This window comes from Citrobacter sp. RHBSTW-00887 (assembly GCF_013728095.1).
Classification (GTDB): Bacteria; Pseudomonadota; Gammaproteobacteria; order Enterobacterales; family Enterobacteriaceae; genus Citrobacter; species Citrobacter braakii.
This window is the reverse complement of sequence record NZ_CP056267.1, coordinates 5291758-5313187: the sequence shown is the minus strand read 5'-3', so window position 1 is coordinate 5313187 and position 21430 is coordinate 5291758. Positions and strand designations below refer to the sequence as shown.

Annotated in this window: 19 protein-coding genes; 1 reads left to right on the top strand and 18 read right to left on the bottom strand. The window is 51.1% G+C overall.

Going from position 1 to position 21430, the window contains the following annotated elements:
* Positions 1–112: 112 nt before the first annotated feature.
* The 16 genes from pstS to asnC all read right to left on the bottom strand — a co-directional run bounded on the left by pstS (position 113) and on the right by asnC (position 17068).
* The gene (pstS, locus tag HV314_RS25345) at positions 113–1153 is read right to left on the bottom strand and encodes a phosphate ABC transporter substrate-binding protein PstS (RefSeq protein ID WP_016155079.1); all 1041 of its coding nucleotides are present in this window, start codon (positions 1151–1153) and stop codon (positions 113–115) included.
* 333 nt (positions 1154–1486) lie between these two features.
* A complete protein-coding gene (gene glmS, locus HV314_RS25340; protein WP_016155081.1) occupies positions 1487–3316 on the bottom strand; it encodes a glutamine--fructose-6-phosphate transaminase (isomerizing) in 1830 nt (609 codons plus the stop codon).
* Positions 3317–3539: 223 nt separating this feature from the next.
* Entirely contained in the window at positions 3540–4910 is a 1371-nt protein-coding gene (glmU, locus tag HV314_RS25335; protein ID WP_181546994.1) for a bifunctional UDP-N-acetylglucosamine diphosphorylase/glucosamine-1-phosphate N-acetyltransferase GlmU, read from the bottom strand.
* Positions 4911–5582: 672 nt separating this feature from the next.
* Positions 5583–6002, bottom strand: a complete 420-nt coding sequence (locus HV314_RS25330) for a F0F1 ATP synthase subunit epsilon (protein ID WP_003023809.1) — start codon at positions 6000–6002, stop codon at positions 5583–5585.
* A 20-nt stretch (positions 6003–6022) separates the two neighbouring features.
* Positions 6023–7405, bottom strand: coding sequence for a F0F1 ATP synthase subunit beta (gene atpD, locus HV314_RS25325; RefSeq protein WP_003023806.1), 1383 nt, complete (start codon positions 7403–7405; stop codon positions 6023–6025).
* 26 nt (positions 7406–7431) lie between these two features.
* On the bottom strand, positions 7432–8295 hold the full coding sequence (atpG, locus tag HV314_RS25320) for a F0F1 ATP synthase subunit gamma (protein WP_016155083.1): 864 nt from the start codon (positions 8293–8295) through the stop codon (positions 7432–7434).
* 50 nt (positions 8296–8345) lie between these two features.
* Positions 8346–9887, bottom strand: a complete 1542-nt coding sequence (gene atpA, locus HV314_RS25315) for a F0F1 ATP synthase subunit alpha (RefSeq protein WP_003023802.1) — start codon at positions 9885–9887, stop codon at positions 8346–8348.
* A gap of 12 nt (positions 9888–9899) precedes the next feature.
* Positions 9900–10433: a F0F1 ATP synthase subunit delta gene (gene atpH / locus HV314_RS25310; RefSeq protein WP_181546992.1), complete on the bottom strand. Its 534-nt coding sequence runs from the start codon at positions 10431–10433 to the stop codon at positions 9900–9902.
* Between the two features lie 14 nt (positions 10434–10447).
* Positions 10448–10918 (bottom strand): F0F1 ATP synthase subunit B, encoded by a 471-nt coding sequence (atpF, locus tag HV314_RS25305; RefSeq protein ID WP_003827022.1) that lies wholly within the window; start codon positions 10916–10918, stop codon positions 10448–10450.
* Between the two features lie 59 nt (positions 10919–10977).
* Complete coding sequence (atpE, locus tag HV314_RS25300) at positions 10978–11217, bottom strand: F0F1 ATP synthase subunit C (RefSeq protein WP_003023794.1); 240 nt, start codon at positions 11215–11217, stop codon at positions 10978–10980.
* A 46-nt stretch (positions 11218–11263) separates the two neighbouring features.
* Positions 11264–12079, bottom strand: coding sequence for a F0F1 ATP synthase subunit A (gene atpB, locus HV314_RS25295; RefSeq protein WP_003023792.1), 816 nt, complete (start codon positions 12077–12079; stop codon positions 11264–11266).
* 7 nt (positions 12080–12086) lie between these two features.
* Complete coding sequence (gene atpI, locus HV314_RS25290; protein ID WP_003023790.1) at positions 12087–12467, bottom strand: F0F1 ATP synthase subunit I; 381 nt, start codon at positions 12465–12467, stop codon at positions 12087–12089.
* A 614-nt stretch (positions 12468–13081) separates the two neighbouring features.
* Positions 13082–13705, bottom strand: a complete 624-nt coding sequence (rsmG, locus tag HV314_RS25285) for a 16S rRNA (guanine(527)-N(7))-methyltransferase RsmG (protein ID WP_016155084.1) — start codon at positions 13703–13705, stop codon at positions 13082–13084.
* 103 nt (positions 13706–13808) lie between these two features.
* Positions 13809–15698 carry a tRNA uridine-5-carboxymethylaminomethyl(34) synthesis enzyme MnmG gene (gene mnmG, locus HV314_RS25280; RefSeq protein WP_016155085.1) on the bottom strand — a complete coding sequence of 630 codons (1890 nt, stop codon included), beginning with the start codon at positions 15696–15698 and terminating at the stop codon, positions 13809–13811.
* Between the two features lie 372 nt (positions 15699–16070).
* Positions 16071–16520, bottom strand: a complete 450-nt coding sequence (gene mioC / locus HV314_RS25275; protein WP_016155086.1) for an FMN-binding protein MioC — start codon at positions 16518–16520, stop codon at positions 16071–16073.
* Between the two features lie 89 nt (positions 16521–16609).
* Complete coding sequence (gene asnC, locus HV314_RS25270) at positions 16610–17068, bottom strand: transcriptional regulator AsnC (protein WP_003023780.1); 459 nt, start codon at positions 17066–17068, stop codon at positions 16610–16612.
* A gap of 151 nt (positions 17069–17219) precedes the next feature.
* Here asnC and asnA point away from each other — a divergent pair, with 151 nt between their 5' ends.
* Positions 17220–18212, top strand: a complete 993-nt coding sequence (gene asnA / locus HV314_RS25265; protein ID WP_016155087.1) for an aspartate--ammonia ligase — start codon at positions 17220–17222, stop codon at positions 18210–18212.
* Positions 18213–18215: 3 nt separating this feature from the next.
* On the opposite strand, the gene viaA is transcribed toward asnA, so the two are convergent.
* Together viaA and ravA are read right to left on the bottom strand one after the other, a co-directional pair.
* Entirely contained in the window at positions 18216–19667 is a 1452-nt protein-coding gene (gene viaA, locus HV314_RS25260; RefSeq protein ID WP_181546990.1) for an ATPase RavA stimulator ViaA, read from the bottom strand.
* Positions 19661–21157, bottom strand: a complete 1497-nt coding sequence (gene ravA, locus HV314_RS25255) for an ATPase RavA (RefSeq protein WP_181546988.1) — start codon at positions 21155–21157, stop codon at positions 19661–19663. Before ravA ends, viaA begins: the two co-directional genes overlap by 7 nt.
* Positions 21158–21430: the final 273 nt, after the last annotated feature.

The following is a 21430-nucleotide window of genomic DNA, read 5'->3' as shown; positions in this document are numbered from 1 at the left end:
TCGAGTTGCAGCAAGGCGGCAAGCTTGTGAATACCCAGGAGCATAGATTCACTATGTGACTGGGGTGAACAAGCACAGCCAACACAGCTGCGGCTCGAAGTATGACGGGTATTTAGTACAGCGCTTTACCGCTGCTGTCCTTCACGTTGGTCTTCCATGCAGCACGAATCTGCTCAACCACGCTGTCCGGCAGGCTGGCGTAATCCAGGTCATTAGCCTGTTTGCCGCCATTTTTGTACGCCCAATCGAAGAACTTCAGCACTTCAGCGCCCTGCTCAGGTTTCTTCTGCTCTTTATGCACCAGGATGAAGGTGGTGGAAGTGATCGGCCACGCATCGTCACCTTTCTGGTTAGTCAGATCCTGAGCGAAGGTTTTGCTCCAGTCAGCGCCTTTTGCAGCGTTGGCAAAGTTTTCTTCGGTCGGACTTACCGGTTTGCCATCAGCAGAGACCAGCTTGGTGTACGCCAGGTTGTTCTGCTTAGCGTAAGCGTACTCAACGTAGCCGATAGAACCCGGCAGACGCTGTACGAACGCAGCGATACCGTCGTTACCTTTACCGCCCAGACCGGTCGGCCAGTTAACGGTAGAGCCGGAACCAATTTTAGATTTCCACTCTTCGTTCACTTTCGCCAGGTAGCTGGTGAAAACGAAGGAAGTACCGGAACCGTCAGCACGACGCACAACGGCGATATTCTGAGAAGGCAGCTTCAGACCCGGGTTCAGTTTGGTGATGGCTTCATCATCCCACTTCTTAATTTTACCGAGGTAGATGTCGCCCAGCGTTTTACCGTCCAGCACCAGTTCGCCGGATTTCAGGCCAGGGATGTTCACCGCCAGCACCACACCACCGATAACAGTCGGGAACTGGAACAGGCCTTCTTGCGCCAGTTTCTCGTCAGACAACGGTGCGTCAGAGGCGCCGAAATCAACGGTATTGGCCGTAATTTGTTTTACACCACCGGAGGAGCCGATACCCTGGTAGTTTACTTTGCTACCGGTCTCTTTCTGATAGGTATCTGCCCATTTGGCATACACTGGCGCAGGGAAGGTTGCACCTGCACCTGTCAGGCTCGCTGCTGCAAACGCAGAAAACGCGCTCATGGATAAGGTCGCGGCGACAACAGTTGCGACAGTGGTACGCATAACTTTCATAATGTCTCCTGCACGGTTTTCGTAAATCGTTGTTTGAGTTGCTACTGTGAGCAAAATAGGACAAACAGGTGACAGTTAAATGTACGAAATATGACAGTTTTATGACAATGAAAAACTCGGGAAGTTTTTTATCTAAAAATACATTTAAAACAGAATGTTAATCACCATCATGACAATAACATTTCGCTGAAATTTTCTTTTTATGACACTGAAAACAGTAGTTGAAGATGACGGTTTGTCACATAAAACAGGCGGGATAATTGATTAAAAACAGAACAAGCTAAAAAAATGCCCCGCTTGCAGCAGGGCATTTTCAGTTCAGTTAAGTGCGGATTACTCTACGGTAACCGACTTTGCCAGGTTACGCGGCTGGTCCACGTCGGTGCCTTTAATCAGCGCCACGTGATACGCCAGCAACTGCAGCGGAACGGTGTAGAAGATCGGTGCTATCACCTCTTCCACATGCGGCATCTCAATGATGTGCATGTTTTCGCTGCTGGTAAAGCCAGCATCCTGGTCCGCAAAGACGTACAACTGACCGCCACGAGCGCGAACTTCTTCAATGTTGGATTTCAGTTTTTCCAACAGTTCGTTGTTCGGTGCAACTACGATAACCGGCATATCGGCATCAATCAGCGCCAGCGGACCGTGTTTCAGTTCGCCTGCAGCATATGCTTCAGCGTGAATATAAGAGATCTCTTTCAGCTTCAGCGCGCCTTCCAGCGCAATCGGGTACTGATCGCCACGCCCCAGGAACAGCGCATGGTGTTTGTCTGAGAAACCTTCCGCCAGAGCGGCAATGCGTTTGTCCTGAGACAGCATCTGCTCAATACGGCTCGGCAGCGCCTGCAGACCATGAACGATCTCCTGCTCGATAGACGCATCCAGGCCTTTCAGACGAGACAGTTTCGCCACCAGCATCAGCAGAACGGTCAGTTGGGTAGTAAATGCTTTCGTCGAGGCAACACCGATTTCGGTACCGGCATTGGTCATCATCGCCAGGTCGGATTCGCGCACCAGAGAAGATCCCGGTACGTTACAAATAGCCAGCGAGCCCAGATAGCCCAGCTCTTTAGATAAGCGCAGACCCGCCAGGGTATCCGCCGTTTCACCGGACTGGGAAAGGGTAATCATCAGGCTGTTACGACGCACGGCGGATTTGCGATAGCGGAACTCGGAAGCGATTTCGACATCACAAGGAATACCAGCCAGCGATTCAAACCAGTAGCGGGACACCATACCGGAGTTGTAGGACGTACCGCAGGCGATAATCTGGATATGCTCAACCTGAGACAGCAACTCGTTGGCACGTGAACCCAGCTCGCTTAAATCCACTTCACCGTGACTAATGCGACCGGTCAGCGTATTTTTAATTGCGTTCGGCTGTTCGTAGATCTCTTTCTGCATGTAGTGGCGATAAATACCTTTTTCGCCCGCGTCATACTGCAGATTCGATTCGATATCCTGACGCTTCACTTGTGCGCCAGACTTGTCGAAAATAGAGACAGAACGACGGGTCACTTCTGCGATGTCACCTTCTTCCAGGAAGATAAAGCGACGGGTTACCGGCAGCAACGCCAACTGATCGGAAGCGATAAAGTTTTCCCCCATCCCCAGACCAATCACCAGCGGGCTACCTGAACGGGCCGCCAGCAGAGTTTCCGGGTTACGGGTATCCATGATCACCGTGCCATAGGCACCGCGCAACTGTGGAATAGTACGCAGTACGGCTTCACGCAGCGTACCACCCTGTTCCAGTTCCCAATGCACCAGGTGAGCAATCACTTCGGTGTCGGTTTCAGAAACAAAGGTGTAACCACGGGTTTTCAGTAGTTCACGCAGAGGCTCATGGTTTTCAATGATGCCGTTATGCACCACAACAATGTGTTCAGAAACATGGGGATGCGCGTTCGCTTCTGAAGGTTCACCGTGTGTCGCCCAACGGGTATGAGCGATACCTGTACCACCATGCAGCGGATGTTCTTCCGCAGCAGCAGTCAGCATCTGCACTTTACCCAGACGACGCAGACGGGTCATGTTGCCTTCAGCATCGACAACGGCCAGACCAGCAGAGTCATAACCACGATATTCCAGACGACGTAAACCTTCGAGAAGGATTTCAGCTACATCACGCTGCGCGATAGCGCCAACAATTCCACACATATTTTTTGATTCCGAATTTAGGCATTTGCCTGTCGTTGTCGCTGACCTGTATTTGCCCTTTCCGGGCGCCCCGAGCCTTGTAGAGAGTGGGGTTATTTTTATGGTACTGCTTGTTGAGCGGAGGATTATGTTATCCCCTCATCTCTTGTCTGCCTGATGGCGCTTACGCTTATCAGGCCTACAGAACGTCACCGCACGTAGGCCGCCATCCGGCAAAAATCACTTACTTCTTCTTCACCGGACGCTGCCAGCCCTGTTTATGGACCTGAGGTACACGGCTTAATACCAGTTCGTTATCGGCGACATTACGCGTTACGGTAGTGCCAGCAGCGATGGTGGCACCTTTACCCACGGTGACAGGCGCCACCAACTGAGTATCAGAACCCACAAACACATCATCACCAATAATGGTTTTAAACTTATTGGCACCATCGTAGTTGCAGGTAATCGTACCCGCGCCGATATTCACATTATCGCCAATTTCCGCATCGCCCAGATAGGTTAGATGACCAGCTTTAGAACCTTTACCCAGACGCGCTTTTTTCATTTCGACGAAGTTACCCACGTGCGCGCCTTCCTGCAGCTCAGCACCCGGGCGCAGACGCGCGAATGGACCGATGGTGCAGGCGGCTTCCAGATGGGCATCTTCCACCACACTGTATGGGCTAAGCTCACAACCTTCACCAATCACGCTGTTTTTGATGATACAGCCAGCACCAATCTTGACGCGATCCCCAACGGTTACGTTACCTTCAATGATAACGTTAGTATCAATTTCAACATCGCGCCCGTGAATAAGCGTACCGCGAAGATCAAAACGTGCAGGATCGCGCAGCATCACGCCCGCCAACAACAGTTTCTCTGCTTGCTCAGACTGATAAACACGCTCCAGACGGGATAACTGAAGACGGTTATTCACCCCTTCCGTTTCGCTAATACGTGCCGGATGTACCGCAGCAATTTCGCGTCCTTCCTGATACGCCATCGCAATGATATCGGTGATGTAGTATTCACCCTGCGCATTGTTATTGGTGAGTCTGGACAGCCAGCGCTTCATATCAGCGCCATTGGCAATCAGAATACCGGTGTTGATTTCCTGGATTTGGCGCTGCTCGTCAGTTGCATCTTTATGCTCGACGATACCGGTGACGTTACCGTTCTCACGCGTAATACGCCCATAGCCGGATGGATCATCCAGTTTTACCGTTAACAGGCCGATGCCGCCCTGCGGTTTAGCATCACGCAGGCTACGTAAGGTATCGGTAGAGATCAGCGGCACATCGCCATAGAGCATTAAAATGTCTTCGTCATCACCAAAGAATGGCGCTGCCTGCTGCATTGCATGGCCGGTCCCCAACTGCTCTGCCTGCAGAATCCAGTTTAGATTGCCATCTTTCAGCGTCTGCTTAAGCAAATCACCACCGTGCCCGTAGACCAGATGTACGTGAGTCGCACCTAATTCATTAGCGGCATCAATGACATGCTGAACCATCGGCTTTCCTGCGAGGGTATGCAGCACTTTAGGGAGATCGGAATACATACGCGTGCCTTTGCCTGCGGCAAGGATCACGACGCTCATAGCATTATTCAACATACACGTCCTGACTGTAATTTGAGAACGAATTTATACCGTTTCACATTGAAAATACTACATTTTTTTCATCGTAAAATGGACCGAAGATAAAACGTTCAATCGGGGAAATTTCCCCTCTGATAACTCTCTATTTTCGTCTATTTCGGCGTCTTTTGTCTCCCAAAAACCAGGAGGCTGCTCTTATTAAAGCCTAGGTTAATGTTTTTGCTATTTTTTTACTGCATGAATAAAGAGTTACAAAAGAAAAGTATAATTTTATTAATGTGATTCAGCGAGAAGCAGAAAAAACAGACAGGGAAAATAGAGTTTTAAAAGGGAAGAGGACAAACGATAAAGCGGAGGAGTGGGATTTAATAACAGCTGGCGCGTGCTGATAACCGTATGAAGCATCGCGCCACAGAGCAGGTCGGGAAGACTAAACTTCCATGCTGCTGAAAAGGGCGATGATTTTATTAATCAGTTTCATGTTGGTATCCTGTTTTTATCTGAGTTAATTATGTGACACACATCACACAAAAAAGAGTCTACGCCTCATTTTTTAACCGATCAATATTTTTGTGACACAAATCACAAAATAATAAAACAGCTTTTTAGTTCCACTTTCACTGAAACAAAACCATAAAAAAAGCCAGCCTGGCAACCAGACTGGCTTTTGTGCTTTTCAAGCCGGTGTTACATCGCTTTTTTGGTCAACTCGATAACGCGCAGTTTCGCGATCGCTTTGGCCAGTTCCGCAGATGCCTGAGCGTAATCCACGTCACCATGAGAGCTCTTAATGTGCTCTTCAGCCTTACGCTTCGCTTCCAGGGCTCTCGCTTCATCGAGATCCTGTCCGCGAATCGCGGTATCAGCCAGAACGGTCACGCTGCCAGGCTGCACTTCGAGAATGCCGCCAGACAGATAGATAAACTCTTCATGACCGAACTGTTTAACGATGCGGATCATACCAGGCTTAATGGCGGTGAGCAGCGGTGCGTGACCCGGGAAAATACCCAGTTCACCTTCACTACCCGTTACCTGGATTTTTTCGACCAGACCAGAGAACATTTGCTGCTCTGCGCTGACGACGTCCAGGTGGTAAGTCATTGCCATATCACCCTCCGATTAAGGCGTTAAAGTTTTTTGGCTTTTTCCACGGCTTCGTCGATAGAACCAACCATGTAGAACGCCTGCTCTGGCAGGTGGTCGTATTCGCCTTCCATGATGCCTTTAAAGCCACGGATGGTGTCTTTCAGGGATACGTATTTACCTGGAGAACCGGTGAATACTTCCGCAACGAAGAACGGCTGGGACAGGAAGCGCTGAATTTTACGTGCGCGTGCTACCACCAGCTTGTCTTCTTCAGACAGTTCATCCATACCCAGGATGGCGATGATGTCTTTCAGTTCCTGATAACGCTGCAGCAGAGACTGTACGCCACGCGCGGTGTCGTAGTGTTCCTGACCAACAACCAGCGGATCCAGCTGACGGCTGGTGGAGTCCAGCGGGTCAACTGCAGGGTAGATACCCAGAGAGGCGATCTGACGGCTCAGTACCACGGTTGCATCTAAGTGAGCAAAGGTGGTTGCTGGGGATGGGTCAGTCAAGTCATCCGCAGGTACGTATACCGCCTGAACGGAGGTGATAGAACCGGTTTTGGTAGAGGTGATACGTTCCTGAAGAACACCCATCTCTTCCGCCAGGGTCGGCTGGTAGCCTACCGCTGATGGCATACGACCCAGCAGAGCGGATACTTCTGTACCGGCCAGGGTGTAACGATAGATGTTATCAACGAACAGCAGAACGTCACGACCTTCGTCACGGAACTTCTCAGCCATGGTCAGACCGGTCAGAGCAACGCGCAGACGGTTTCCCGGCGGCTCGTTCATCTGGCCATATACCAGGGATACTTTGTCCAGAACGTTGGAGTCAGTCATTTCGTGGTAGAAGTCGTTACCCTCACGAGTACGTTCACCCACGCCCGCAAACACGGAGTAACCGGAGTGTTCGATCGCGATGTTACGGATCAGCTCCATCATGTTTACGGTTTTACCTACACCCGCACCACCGAACAGACCAACTTTACCGCCCTTAGCGAACGGACACATCAGGTCGATAACTTTGATGCCGGTTTCCAGCAGTTCCTGAGAGCTGGACAGCTCTTCATAGGAAGGTGCCGCGCGGTGGATAGCCCAACGCTCTTCTTCACCGATATCGCCTTTCATGTCGATCGGGTGACCCAGGACGTTCATGATACGACCCAGAGTTGCTTTACCTACCGGGACTTCGATCGGGTGCTCGAGATCTTTGACTTCCAGACCACGACGCAGACCGTCGGAAGAACCCATGGCGATGGTACGTACGATACCGCCGCCGAGCTGCTGCTGAACTTCCAGCACCAGGCTCTCTTTACCATTCATAACCTCAAGAGCATCGTACACGCGCGGTACGGCATCCTGAGGGAATTCGACGTCAACCACGGCGCCGATTACCTGGACAATTTTTCCAGTAGCCATCTTGAATCCTCTACGAATTAACCTGGTTATACCGCGGATGCACCACCGACGATTTCGGTGAGTTCCTGAGTAATGCTGGCCTGACGAGCTTTGTTGTATACCAACTGCAGCTCTTTAATCAGGCTGCCGCCATTGTCGGTCGCGGCTTTCATCGCCACCATACGTGCGGCCTGCTCGCTGGCCAGGTTTTCTACCACGCCCTGATAAACCTGAGACTCGACATAACGACGCAGCAGGGTATCCAGCAGCGCTTTCGGGTCTGGCTCATACAGGTAATCCCAGGATTTACGCTTCAATTCATCATCATCTGATGCCGGCAGAGGCAGCAGTTGGGTGATGGTTGGCGTCTGAGACATGGTGTTAATAAATTTGTTGCTGACAACGTACAGTCTGTCCAGACGACCTTCATCGTAGGCCTGCAGCATCACTTTAACCGGACCGATCAGTTCGGACAGGGAAGGGTTATCCCCCATGCCGGTTACCTGAGCAATCACATTACCGCCAACGGAGTTAAAGAAAGACACGCCCTTAGAGCCGATCATTGCGATATCGCACTGAACGCCTTTATCGGACCATGCTTTCATATCCGCCAGCAGCTTTTTGAACAGGTTAATGTTCAAGCCACCGCACAGACCACGGTCGGTCGACACCACCAGGTAGCCCACGCGCTTAACGTCGCGTTCTTCCAGGTAAGGGTGCTTATATTCCAGATTACCATTCGCAAGGTGACCAATCACTTTGCGCATGGTCTCTGCATAAGGACGGCTGGCCGCCATGCGATCCTGCGATTTACGCATTTTGGAAGCGGCGACCATCTCCATCGCTTTAGTGATCTTCTGCGTGTTCTGGACGCTTGCGATCTTACTACGTATCTCTTTTGCGCCGGCCATGAGCTTCTCCTCAATGCCTTGCGGTCCGCCCTAAAGCAGACCGCCAGACGTTACCAGGACTGGGTTGCCTTGAAGGAATCGAGGATAGCTTTCAGCTTGCCTTCGATTTCATCGTTATAGCCACCGGACTGGTTGATCTCTTGCATCAGCGGAGCGTGGTCACGGTCAACGTAAGCCAGCAGAGCGGCTTCGAAGCTACCGATTTTCGCCAGTTCCACATCTTCGAGGTAACCGCGTTCAGCCGCAAACAGCACCACACCCTGCTGTGCTACAGACATTGGGGCATACTGTTTCTGCTTCAGCAGTTCAGTTACTTTCTGACCGTGGCTCAGCTGCTTACGAGTAGCTTCATCCAGGTCGGAAGCGAACTGAGAAAACGCTGCCAGTTCACGATACTGCGCCAGTGCGGTACGAATACCACCGGACAGTTTCTTGATGATCTTGGTCTGCGCTGCACCACCTACACGAGATACGGAGATACCCGGGTTAACTGCCGGACGAATACCGGAGTTGAACAGGTTGGTTTCCAGGAAGATCTGACCATCTGTAATGGAAATTACGTTGGTCGGAACGAACGCAGAAACGTCACCCGCCTGGGTTTCGATAATCGGCAGAGCGGTCAGGGAGCCGGTTTTACCTTTAACTTCACCATTGGTGAACTTCTCAACGTATTCCGCGTTTACGCGGGATGCGCGCTCCAGCAGACGGGAGTGGAGGTAAAATACGTCGCCCGGGAATGCTTCACGTCCTGGTGGACGACGGAGCAGCAGGGAAACCTGACGGTAAGCAACAGCCTGTTTAGACAGGTCATCGTAAACGATCAGCGCGTCTTCACCGCGGTCACGGAAGTATTCGCCCATTGCGCAACCGGCATATGGCGCCAGGTATTGCAGAGCAGCAGATTCAGACGCGGTCGCCACAACAACGATGGTGTTGGACAGTGCGCCGTGTTCTTCCAGTTTACGAACCACGTTAGAAATGGTGGACGCTTTCTGGCCGATAGCCACGTACACACATTTGATACCGGAATCACGCTGGTTGATGATGGCGTCGATTGCCATCGCGGTTTTACCTGTCTGACGGTCACCGATGATCAGCTCACGCTGGCCACGACCGATTGGGATCATGGCATCAACAGATTTATAACCTGTCTGTACTGGCTGGTCGACGGACTGACGTTCGATTACGCCTGGTGCGATAACTTCGATTGGCGAGAAGCCATCGTTATCAACCGGACCTTTACCGTCAATTGGGGAACCCAGAGTGTTCACCACACGACCCAGCAAGCCACGGCCAACCGGAACTTCCAGAATACGACCCGTACACTTAACCTTCATGCCTTCGGCGAGGTCAGCGTATGGACCCATGACAACGGCACCTACGGAGTCGCGCTCCAGGTTCAGTGCGATAGCGTAACGGTTACCCGGCAGGGAAATCATCTCACCCTGCATACAATCGGCCAGGCCGTGAATGCGGATAACACCGTCACTTACAGAAACAATAGTACCTTCGTTGTGAGCTTCGCTCACAACATTGAACTGAGCAATGCGCTGCTTGATCAGTTCGCTGATTTCGGTGGAATTCAGTTGCATGCTCCAGTCCCCTTAAGACTGCAAGACGTCTGCAAGGCGCTCAAGACGGCCGCGTACGCTGCCATCAATGACCATATCACCCGCTCGGATGATTACGCCTGCCATTACAGACTTATCGATTTTGCAATTCAGCTTAACTTTGCGTGACAGACGTTTTTCCATCGCTGCACTAATCTTCGTAAGCTGTTCATCACTCAGTGCATTGGCAGAAGTGACTTCTACCTCAGAGATAGCCTCACTAGCTGCACGCAGATGAATAAACTGCTCAAGAACATCCGGGAGCGCATTCAGACGGTTATTTTCAGCCATTACCCTAATCAGGTTTTGGCCGCTTTCGTCCAGTTGCTCACCGCACACGGCGATAAACGACTCAGCGAGCGTTTCCGGCGCCAGCGCGCCAGAGAGAAGCTCTGCCATTTGTTCGTTTTTCGTCACCTCAGCGGCAAACGTCAGCATACCCTGCCAACGGTCAACGCTTTGGTGCTCAACGGCAAAGTCAAAAGCTGCTTTGGCGTAGGGGCGAGCTACCGTAATAAATTCAGACATCAGCCCCTCCCTCCTTACAGTTCAGCGACAAGTTTGTCCACGATGTCGCTATTAGCAGCTTCATCCACGGAACGTTCGATGATCTTCTCGGCGCCAGCAACAGCCAGGATAGCAACTTGCTTACGCAGTTCTTCGCGAGCACGTTTACGCTCGGCGTCAATTTCCGCCTGCGCCTGTGCCACGATTTTAGTACGTTCCTGCTCTGCTTCAGTTTTAGCTTCGTCCAGGATCTGAGCACGGCGTTTGTTCGCCTGCTCAATGATTACCTGAGCTTCCGCCTTCGCTTTTTTCAGCTGGTCGGTCGCGCTGGCCTTTGCAAGGTCAAGATCCTTATGTGCTCGTTCTGCAGAAGCAAGGCCGTCAGCAATTTCTTTTTGACGTTTTTCGATGGCAGCCATTAAAGGCGGCCATACGTACTTCATGCAGAACAGAACGAACAGGACAAACGCGATGGCCTGGCCGAGGATTGTTGCGTTAAGATTCACAGCACAATGCCTCTATCTAGTTAACGTTCTGATATTGCTCTTAATTCAAGCAACGCTTACTACGCGACAGCAAACATCACGTACAGACCCAGACCTACAGCGATCATTGGGATTGCATCCACCAGACCCATAACGATAAAGAACTGAGTACGCAGCAGAGGAATCAGATCCGGTTGACGCGCTGCGCCTTCCAGGAATTTACCCCCGAGGATGCCGATACCGATCGCAGCACCGATTGCCGCCAGACCCATCATCACAGCGGCAGCAATGTACAGCAGATCCATATTCAGGTTTTCCATGACAGTCTCCAGTTTGTTTCAGTTAAAACGTAGTAGTGTTGGTAAATTAATGCTCTTCAGATGCCATCGACAGATAGACAATCGTCAGAACCATAAATATGAAGGCTTGCAGCGTGATGATCAGTATGTGGAAAATGGCCCATGGCACATTCAGGATCCACTGTGACCACCACGGCAACAGACCAGCAATCAGAATGAAAATCAGCTCACCGGCATACATGTTGCCGAACAGTCGCAGACCAAGAGAAATTGGTTTGGACAGCAGGCTTACCCCTTCAAGGATTAAGTTGACAGGGATGAACGCCCAGTGATTGAACGGCTGCAGCGTCAACTCTTTCGCGAAGCCGCCGATGCCTTTCATTTTGATGCTGTAGAACAGAATGAGGATAAATACGCCCAGAGCCATCGACAGGGTGATGTTCACGTCAGCAGACGGAACCACACGCAGAGCCGGCAGGCCAAAGATATGCTCACCGATGTACGGCAGCAGGTCGATAGGCAGTAAATCCATCAAGTTCATCAGGAATACCCAGACGAAAATCGTCAGGGCCAGCGGAGCAATCAGCTTGCTTTTGCCATGGTACATGTCTTTCACGCTACCATGCACAAAGCCGATTACCAGCTCAATCGCGGTCTGAAATTTACCTGGTACGCCGCTGGTCGCCTTTTTAGCTACGCTACGGAACATAAGCAGGAACAACAGACCCAGAACCACCGAGAAGAAAATGGAGTCAATATTGAGCGTCCAGAAGGTGGCTGGGGGGTTGTGCGGATCCACCAGCGAGAATGTACGTAGGTCCAACTGAAGGTTATTCAGATGGTGTCCTATGTAATCCTGCGGCGTCATATTTTCTGAAGCCATGATGCCTTTACCCTTTGTTGTTAATTACAGCCGGCGCCAGTATCTGAACCACCAGCACCAAAACCCACGTAACGATCAGCGGCATGAATACCGCTTTCAAAACAGCCAACGCCACCACCAGCAAAACCAGCATAGCTAACACCTTGAAGGCTTCGCCGAAGGCGAACGTCCAGGCTACTCGGCCTTTAGCTGGTGTATGCGCCTGGTGACGCCAGGCAAATATCATAAACAACACATTAGGCAGTAACACTGCCAATCCACCGCACAATGCGGAGATGCCCCAGAAAGGGTCTTTGAGGCTAAACAGCAATCCACTTGCTATTACCGCCAGAAACTGTGTGAGCAAAAGCTTACGAGCAACGTTTCGACTCAAGAGCGACATAGACATCACGTTTTTACTCCTGCTCCCTTCGAGGTATGCCGCGTGTCGTATAAAACGTTCTTTATGGCTTAGAGTCAAGCATCAAAAAGCGGTCAAATTATACGGTGCGCCTTCGTGATTTCAAACAATAAGTAGCTAAAAAGTGAATAAATGTTTAAATATTTTTCGCTACCCCACATTTATCACTTTTAAGCAAACTGTGAACGATCATGCAAAACTGCAAATGCCGCGTAAATACTGGCGGCAAAGCGTGCACCAGATCACATATTGAACATATTCACCTTCGCATAATTTATTTACGTGGCAAATGATGCCTTTTCATCTTTTTGATATTTAAGCGTAAAAATAGCCACTATTTCAAAAACAACAGCTAACAACAAAAAAACCACGCATTGACATTTATAATAAAAAATTAACACAACGGGTGGTTCTTACGTTCTATTTTTAGCAGACTGATATTTTCACAGCTGACTTGTTTCGCTTTTAACAAAAAACGGTACGTTATAGTTATGATGCAAAACCGTAAGGCGCTAGTGAATTGTAACGACATTTAACCACACTATTCCCTATGACTTTTAACACCTGAATAGCCGTTTTTTTTCTATTTTTTTTGATAAAAATTAAATTTTGTTTGGCTTAATAACCACCAGATGACGTTCACCATCCAGTTGCGGAACGCGTAATTTTTCGACCGACTCGACGCTGAATTCTGCAGGCAACGAAGCAATTTCGTCTTCTGGCAACTGCCCTTTTAGCGCATAAAAACGCCCATCCAGGCCAGGCAAATGATGGCACCAACTCACCATATCAGTAAGTGACGCGAACGCACGGCTAATTACCCCATCGAACGGCGGCTCTGAAGGGAATTCTTCAACGCGACTTTGCACAGGAGTGATGTTAGTAAGCGCAAGCTCATGCTGCACCTGACGCAAGAAACGGACGCGTTTTCCCAGACTATCCAGCAGTGTGAAATGCGCTTCTGGGCGCACGATAGAGAGAGGAATACCCGGCAGGCCCGGTCCCGTACCCACGTCGATAAAACGCTCCCCCTTCAGATACGGCGCGACGACAATACTGTCCAGAATATGGCGCACCAGCATTTCGTTGGGATCCCGTACCGACGTCAAGTTGTACGCTTTGTTCCATTTGTGCAGCATATCGACATACGCAATCAGCTGATTTTTCTGGTGATCGGTAAGAGAAATACCAGCATCAGCCAGCAGACGAGAGAGTTTGTTGAGCACGGTCGTTACCTGTTCATAATCAATTTCCCGATGCGCTATAGCTTATCGGGACTACAAATTTGTAGGGCGGGCAGGCGAAGCGCCCGCCGCCAAAATAGTGTTATCAAGCGCTGCGGCGCAGCATACCTTGTTTCTTCAGCCATACCAGCAGAATGGAAATGGCGGCAGGCGTTACGCCAGAAATACGCGATGCCTGGCCGATCGATACCGGTTTGTGATCGTTCAGCTTGGCGATAACTTCATTCGACAAGCCTGAGACCTGACGATAATCCAGCGTTGCAGGCAACAGGGTGTTCTCATTACGCTGTTGTCTTTCGATTTCTTCCTGCTGACGGGCGATATACCCTTCGTATTTCACCTGAATCTCAACCTGTTCCGCGGCCTGAGCATCGTCGAGCGCTGGTGCGAACGCAGATAAAGAGGTCAACTGAGCATAGGTCATATCCGGGCGGCGCAGAAGATCTTCACCGCTGGCTTCACGTGACAAAGGCGTAGCCAGGTGAGCATTCACTTCTGCTGCAGATTCCGCTAACGGATTTACCCAGGTTGATTTGAGACGCTGACGTTCCTGTTCAATACGCTCCAGCTTCTCGTTGAAACGAGCCCAGCGCTCGTCGTCCACCAGACCCAGTTCGCGACCAATTTCGGTCAGACGCAGGTCGGCGTTATCTTCGCGCAGCATCAAACGGTATTCTGCGCGTGAGGTGAACATGCGGTACGGTTCTTTGGTGCCAAGCGTACACAGATCGTCCACCAGTACACCAAGATAAGCCTGATCGCGACGCGGCGCCCAGCCGTCTTTCTCAGCAGACAAGCGTGCGGCGTTCAGACCCGCCAGCATCCCTTGCGCGGCAGCTTCTTCGTAACCGGTAGTACCGTTAATCTGGCCCGCAAAGAACAGACCCTGGATGAATTTGCTTTCCAGAGTGGGTTTCAGGTCGCGCGGATCGAAGAAATCATACTCAATCGCGTAGCCAGGACGGACGATTCTGGCATTTTCCATACCCTGCATGGAGCGGACAATTTGCATCTGCACATCGAACGGCAAGCTGGTGGAGATACCATTCGGATAAATTTCATTAGACGTCAGTCCTTCCGGTTCGAGGAAGATCTGATGCTGATTACGATCGGCAAAGCGCATCACTTTGTCTTCGATCGACGGGCAGTAGCGCGGACCGATACCTTCGATCACGCCTGCGTACATCGGGCTACGATCGAGGTTATTGCGGATCACGTCATGGGTTCTCTCATTGGTATGCGTGATGTAACACGGCATCTGACGCGGATGTTGAGAAGCATCGCCCAGGAATGAGAAGACCGGCATCGGGTTATCGCTGTTTTGCTGGCCGAGCACGCTGAAATCAATAGTGCGTGCATCGATACGCGGCGGCGTACCGGTTTTCAGGCGGCTGACGCGCAAAGGCAGTTCACGCAGACGGCGTGACAGCGGGATAGACGGCGGATCGCCAGCACGGCCGCCGCTGTAGTTGTCCAGACCAATATGAATTTTGCCGTCAAGAAAAGTCCCTACGGTTAACACAACCGCTTTGGCACGGAACTTCAGTCCCATTTGGGTCACTGCACCCACTACACGATCGTTTTCAACAATCAGATCTTCAACTGCCTGTTGGAAGATCATCAGATTGGGTTGATTCTCGAGTGCGGTGCGTACTGCCTGGCGATAGAGCACACGGTCGGCCTGAGCTCGGGTAGCACGAACGGCTGGCCCTTTGCTGGCGTTTAGTATCCTAAACTGGATACCTGCATGGTCGATCGCTTTTGCCATCAACCCACCAAGCGCATCCACTTCTTTTACCAGGTGTCCCTTCCCAATACCGCCGATCGCCGGGTTGCAGCTCATCTGTCCCAGAGTGTCGATATTGTGTGTCAAAAGCAGAGTCTGTTGACCCATTCGCGCCGCGGCCATTGCGGCCTCGGTGCCTGCATGACCCCCGCCAATGATGATGACGTCAAAAGGATCCTGATAAAACATGGTAATTGCCTCGCATAACGCGGTGTGAAAGTGGATTGAAGCCCGGGCCGTGGATTCTACTCAACTTTAGTCGATCGAGAAAGCCCTGGGATCCTGGGTATTAAAAAGAAGATCTTTTTATTTAGAGATCTGTTTTATTGTGATCTCTTATTAGGATCGCAACTTTCTGTGGATAAGGGCGATCCTTTGAATAAGATCAACAGGTTGTTGAGGATCATTAGCTGTGAATGATCGGTGATCCTGGCCCGTATAAGCTGGGAGCAGAATGAAGGGTTATACACAACTCAAAAACTGAACAACGGTTGTTCTTGGGATAACTACCGGTTGATCCAAGCTTTTAACCAGAGTTATCCACATAAAAAAGTACGATCTTTACAAATCTCTGAGCAATGGATGCCAGGATCCCAGCCAAATTTCAGCCGGATCTTCCGGAATTTCATGTTCCAGTACGTTGATCCTGAGCGTTTCGCCGATCTGTTTTGCCCCGCAGGCTTTCAGTTCGGCTTCCAGCTTGTCGATTGCGCCGCAAAAGGTGTCATATTCACGACTGCCGATCCCGATTGCACCAAAGTGCACTTGTGAAAGGTCCGGTTTTTGCTCGCATAAGGCATCATATAAAGGCTGCAGGTTGTCAGGAATGTCTCCCGCACCGTGCGTGGAGCTAATAATCAGCCAGATCCCATCAGTCGGGACCTCTTCAAGCATTGGCCCATGCAGTATTTCGCTGGAAAAACCCGCGTCGTCCAGTTTTTCAGCCAGATGCTCTGCTACATATTCCGCACTGCCAAGCGTGCTGCCGCTGATAAGAGTGATTTCTGCCATGATCGCCCACCTTTATAAAGAGGGCGTATTGTACGCTGTGAGCGAGCTGGGATCTACCTGTGGAAAAATAGGGGATTAAAAAAAAGCGATCATGGCTTGATTGTACGCATGATCGGGTTTTGCAGGACGATCAGGGTCTCCGTGGACTGAATTTCGTCAATTGTTTGGATCTTGTTGATAAGTACCTGCTGTAACGCGTCGATCGACTTGCACATCACCTTTATAAAGATGCTGTAGTGCCCGGTGGTGTAATACGCTTCGGTCACCTCATCGAGGCTTTCCAGTCTGGCCAACGCTGACGGATAGTCTTTCGCACTTTTCAGGATGATGCCGATAAAGCAGCCGACGTCATAGCCCAACTGTTTGGGACTAACATCAATCCGCGCGCCGGTAATAATCCCGGCCTGCTTCATCTTCTCTACGCGAACGTGAATTGTCCCCGGGCTCACGCCGAACTGTTTGGCCAATTCGGCATAGGCCGTTCGGGCATTTTCCATCAGGGCGTCAAGAATGCCGCGGTCCAGATTGTCGATCTGATAATTTTCCATAGGTTTTTCTTATGTAGATTAATGATTCCCTCTATTTTAGACGTTAATTTTAACGAATCAAAATCGAAGTCGGCTTTTTGTTTGTTGATTATTGAATATTACCTACATTCTGTTGCTTAATCATAGGCAACAGGACACAGGAGTACACATAATGAAAACCGCTTACATTGCCAAACAACGTCAAATTAGCTTCGTAAAATCCCATTTTTCTCGTCAGCTGGAAGAGCGTTTAGGTCTGATCGAAGTTCAGGCTCCGATCCTCAGCCGCGTAGGAGATGGCACGCAAGATAACTTGTCGGGCTGTGAAAAAGCGGTGCAGGTGAAGGTTAAAGCATTGCCAGACGCTCAATTCGAAGTGGTTCATTCACTGGCGAAGTGGAAGCGTCAAACATTAGGACAACACGACTTTAGCGCAGGCGAAGGGCTGTACACGCATATGAAGGCCCTGCGTCCCGATGAAGATCGCCTTTCCCCGCTGCACTCAGTGTATGTTGACCAGTGGGACTGGGAGCGCGTGATGGGCGACGGCGAGCGTCAATTCTCCACTCTGAAAAGCACGGTAGAGGCTATCTGGGCGGGAATTAAGGCTACCGAAGCTGCGGTGAGCAAAGAGTTTGGTCTGGCACCGTTCCTGCCAGAGCAGATTCACTTTGTTCATAGCCAGGAACTGTTATCTCGTTATCCTGGTCTTGACGCAAAAGGTCGTGAACGTGCGATTGCTAAAGAACTGGGCGCGGTATTCCTGGTGGGGATCGGCGGCAAGCTCAGCGACGGTCACCGCCATGATGTACGTGCGCCGGATTATGATGACTGGAGTTCAGCATCCGAGCTGGGTCACGCCGGTCTGAACGGTGATATTTTGGTCTGGAACCCGGTACTGGAGGATGCGTTTGAGCTGTCTTCTATGGGGATCCGTGTGGATGCTGACGCTCTGAAACATCAGCTGTCTCTGACCGGAGATGAAGATCGCCTGAGTCTGGAATGGCATCAGGCGCTGCTGCGCGGTGAAATGCCACAGACGATTGGTGGAGGAATTGGGCAGTCGCGTCTGACCATGCTGTTGCTGCAATTACCACACATTGGTCAGGTTCAGTGTGGCGTATGGCCGGCACAGGTACGTGAAAGCGTCGCCTCTCTGTTGTAAGAATTAACGCCGCCAGCGTCTGAGCAGGCGGCTTCGCATCCCGGTATCAAAGCGCCAGATATGATCGAAAATGCGCATGATGCCGGGTTTACCATGTGCTGACATCGCCACCGCGTGAAAACGGTGCTGGTGCACCCGCTGTAATTCCCCCACTTTGCTGACAACCTCATCGGGCAATCGCTGAGCGATAAAATCTGAGATCACCACCGCATCAGCATCAAACCATTCCCGACCCTGCATGCGCTCAGTAATGGCGCGAAAACAGCTGGCAATATCGGTACCGCCGCGAAAGCGCTGACTTAAAAAACGGATCGCCTGTTCGATGCCCTCCGGGCCGGATAGCTCATAGCGCACTACTTCTGTTGAAAACAGCATGATGAAACAACGTCGGTTATCGGCAAGGGCGACGCGCATTAGCGCCAGGCAAAAGGCTTTCGCACACTGCTCATTAAACCCACCCATCGATCCCGAAGTATCAACGCAGACGATAAAAGGTCCGCGCGGTTGCTCGTCAAAATCCTGATGCACCACGGGGCGTTCCGTGACTTTCTCACGCCATGCTTCGCCGTGCAGGCGATAGGTCAACAGCTGCTTTTCCACCAGTCGTCGGTAGAACTCGTATTCCAGTTCGGTAATGCCCAGCGTGGCCAGTTCCGGCGGCAGCAGGCGCAGGATATCGTCGCTTTGCTGGATGCCATCTACTTGCTCCGGGACGGTTGCCGGTTCGCGCACCAGGGTACGGAAGGTTTCCATTGGCGCATCTTTTCGCGGTACGGATTTCGCTTCTCTGGAACGTCCTAACTGCTCAGCCAGACGCTGGAGTTCAGGTTGTTGCGTCAGGAATTCGCCATATTTCACCATCAACTGATAATCACCGCGCTTGATTTGACCTGCGCTCATATCCCACAACCGGCCTGCGGCGTTGACATTTTCTGCCAGTACGGGTTCCAGTTGCCCGCTAAGGGTCATCCGTTCCTGTACTTCACTGAGCAAATGCTCGCGCTCTTCTTCCAGCAGTTGCTGATTCAGCGTTGTGGTTTGCACCACCAGGCTCAGGCGCCAGCGCTGGAGAAAAAGCGTATGTAGGGCAGGCGTAAACGCGCTGTTGTCATTGACCAACTGCTGCGCTTGTCCGGCCCATGGCGAATGGAGGTGATGCAATAGCGACAATATTTGCGGTAGCTGGACGATAAACTGCGCATGAGAGAGGAGCTGGCTTTGTTGATAGCATATAACCTCTTCCGCTAACTCCGGCGGTACATGGGTATCTTTGAGGCGGCTACGCAAAGATTCACGCCAGCGGGGAATATCGTCTGTGATCGCTTTTTTAAGACGAGGGAATTTGTTAAAAAATACCACCATCTTCGGAGAAGCCAGTAGGGCGACGATCATCTCTTCGATCATCGCTTCTTCACTGACCGCCAGCATGATGTTGAGTGTATCAAGGGTCAGCATTGTTGCGCCTGGCGGATTTGTGCCCCGACATCCTGCAGGCTGGCCTCAATGCGGCCTAACCAGTCGCTATGAATAAACAGACATTTTTGCTGCTCGCTAAATGCGCTGTGCTGCTGATGCCACTCGTTATCGAGCGCTTCAAGCTCCTGTTTTATTTCAGCGGGCATACTCTCTCGTGATGTACCGGGCAATGCCAAGCGAGAGCCTTGTAAGCTGACGTCGCGTACAACCAGGTGCTGCGCGCTATCCACTTCCATGTTCAGCGTCTGGGCAAAACCGATGCCGTTTAATTTTCCGCGGATCTCACCGCCTTTGGTTAACCACAGTTCCAGCGCGCTACGTTCGAAAGCAATATGGATAACTTCCATATCATGCAGCTTTAAGGGCTTTTGCAGTAATAATGTCACGACGGAAGACGTGGCTTCCGGCGGTAAATCATAATGAGGACGACGGCTGAACATGCCGCCCTGACGGATCACGGTGAATGCTGTTTTATCGCTTTGCTGCTGCTGGAGCTGAATGCGGCGCTGCACAATACTGCCCAGACGGGTCAGCATGGCTTGCTGTTGCCATGCGTGTCCGGTCATCAATATTTCCAGCTGCTGCTGCATTAGATTCAGGCTTTGTGCGTCGTACCACAGGCAATCTTTCAGCAGGATCATGTCGATGGGAACTACCGCATCACGTCCGCTAAAGAAGGCGCTGGCCTGGAGCAAGCGAATGGCTTTTTTCCAGCGACGATCGGACACGTAGGGGGCATTCGGTAGCGTGTCCAACTGCTGGCGCAGCATGAAAATAAGCTCAAACACGCGATCGGGAAGCGTGATGGCGCCAATGTCCTTTTGCCACTGGTAATACTCTTCATCCGTTACCTGTAACGATGCCGGGACCGGATTGTCGCTTTCATCCTGCTGACTTAACAGCATCGAGCGGAAGTTGGCCTTGTCCTGGACTTTATCCAGCCACAGACGAATCAGCATACGGTCGTACAGCGCTTCCAGGCTGCTGTCTGCTTCAGGCAGTTCGTTGGAGGCTGCCACCAGCAGGCGCATCGGGATTTTCTCTTCATGCGCGCCGTTGCGGAAGTGGCGTTCGTTGATGGCGGTCAGCAGGGTGTTAAGAATCGCCGGTCCCGCCTTCCAGATTTCATCGAGAAAGACGATTTCAGCTTCAGGCAGATAGCCTGCCGTTAAGCGTTCATAGCGACCTTCGTCTTTTAACGCCTGAATGGACAGCGGGCCGAAAACCTCTTCCGGCGTAGAGAAGCGCGTCATCAGATATTCGAAGGCGCGAGCATTTTGAAAGGCAAATTTCAGTCTGCGGGCAATTAAGCTTTTCGCGATCCCGGGAGGACCTAATAAGAAAACGCTCTCGCCGCTAAGCGCAGCCAGCAGACACAGACGAATGGCGTGGCTACGTTCATAAAGTCCCTTTTCCAGCGCATTGCTCAGACGGGAAATTCTTTCCGCTAATAAATGTGGGTGAGCCATAATGAAGTGGCGTCCTTTCGCCAAATGTACTGCATAAACAGCGAGTATAGATGCTTCACACCAGTGCAGTAATAGACTGAAGGTGCGCTTATTTTTCTTTGAGCCAGATTAATCTGGTCTCATTTAGGGGTACGATTTTGCGATTAATCGTGCATACTGTGCGCCTTTTTGTGGGCCAAGGGACGACGCACACATTTCTTATATATACACCAAATCAATCAAGCTGCACCAAGGCGGCAATGGAGTTTTCTTCTGGGATGGGGGGAATAACGA

Bases quoted from the DNA above. Each gene is read 5' to 3' on its own strand.
- pstS (WP_016155079.1), bottom strand. From the start codon at position 1,153: ATGAAAGTTATGCGTACCACTGTCGCAACTGTTGTCGCCGCGACCTTA.
- glmS (WP_016155081.1), bottom strand. From the start codon at position 3,316: ATGTGTGGAATTGTTGGCGCTATCGCGCAGCGTGATGTAGCTGAAATC.
- glmU (WP_181546994.1), bottom strand. From the start codon at position 4,910: ATGTTGAATAATGCTATGAGCGTCGTGATCCTTGCCGCAGGCAAAGGC.
- HV314_RS25330 (WP_003023809.1), bottom strand. From the start codon at position 6,002: ATGGCAATGACTTACCACCTGGACGTCGTCAGCGCAGAGCAGCAAATG.
- atpD (WP_003023806.1), bottom strand. From the start codon at position 7,405: ATGGCTACTGGAAAAATTGTCCAGGTAATCGGCGCCGTGGTTGACGTC.
- atpG (WP_016155083.1), bottom strand. From the start codon at position 8,295: ATGGCCGGCGCAAAAGAGATACGTAGTAAGATCGCAAGCGTCCAGAAC.
- atpA (WP_003023802.1), bottom strand. From the start codon at position 9,887: ATGCAACTGAATTCCACCGAAATCAGCGAACTGATCAAGCAGCGCATT.
- atpH (WP_181546992.1), bottom strand. From the start codon at position 10,433: ATGTCTGAATTTATTACGGTAGCTCGCCCCTACGCCAAAGCAGCTTTT.
- atpE (WP_003023794.1), bottom strand. From the start codon at position 11,217: ATGGAAAACCTGAATATGGATCTGCTGTACATTGCTGCCGCTGTGATG.
- atpB (WP_003023792.1), bottom strand. From the start codon at position 12,079: ATGGCTTCAGAAAATATGACGCCGCAGGATTACATAGGACACCATCTG.
- atpI (WP_003023790.1), bottom strand. From the start codon at position 12,467: ATGTCTATGTCGCTCTTGAGTCGAAACGTTGCTCGTAAGCTTTTGCTC.
- mnmG (WP_016155085.1), bottom strand. From the start codon at position 15,698: ATGTTTTATCAGGATCCTTTTGACGTCATCATCATTGGCGGGGGTCAT.
- mioC (WP_016155086.1), bottom strand. From the start codon at position 16,520: ATGGCAGAAATCACTCTTATCAGCGGCAGCACGCTTGGCAGTGCGGAA.
- asnC (WP_003023780.1), bottom strand. From the start codon at position 17,068: ATGGAAAATTATCAGATCGACAATCTGGACCGCGGCATTCTTGACGCC.
- asnA (WP_016155087.1), top strand. From the start codon at position 17,220: ATGAAAACCGCTTACATTGCCAAACAACGTCAAATTAGCTTCGTAAAA.
- viaA (WP_181546990.1), bottom strand. From the start codon at position 19,667: ATGCTGACCCTTGATACACTCAACATCATGCTGGCGGTCAGTGAAGAA.
- ravA (WP_181546988.1), bottom strand. From the start codon at position 21,157: ATGGCTCACCCACATTTATTAGCGGAAAGAATTTCCCGTCTGAGCAAT.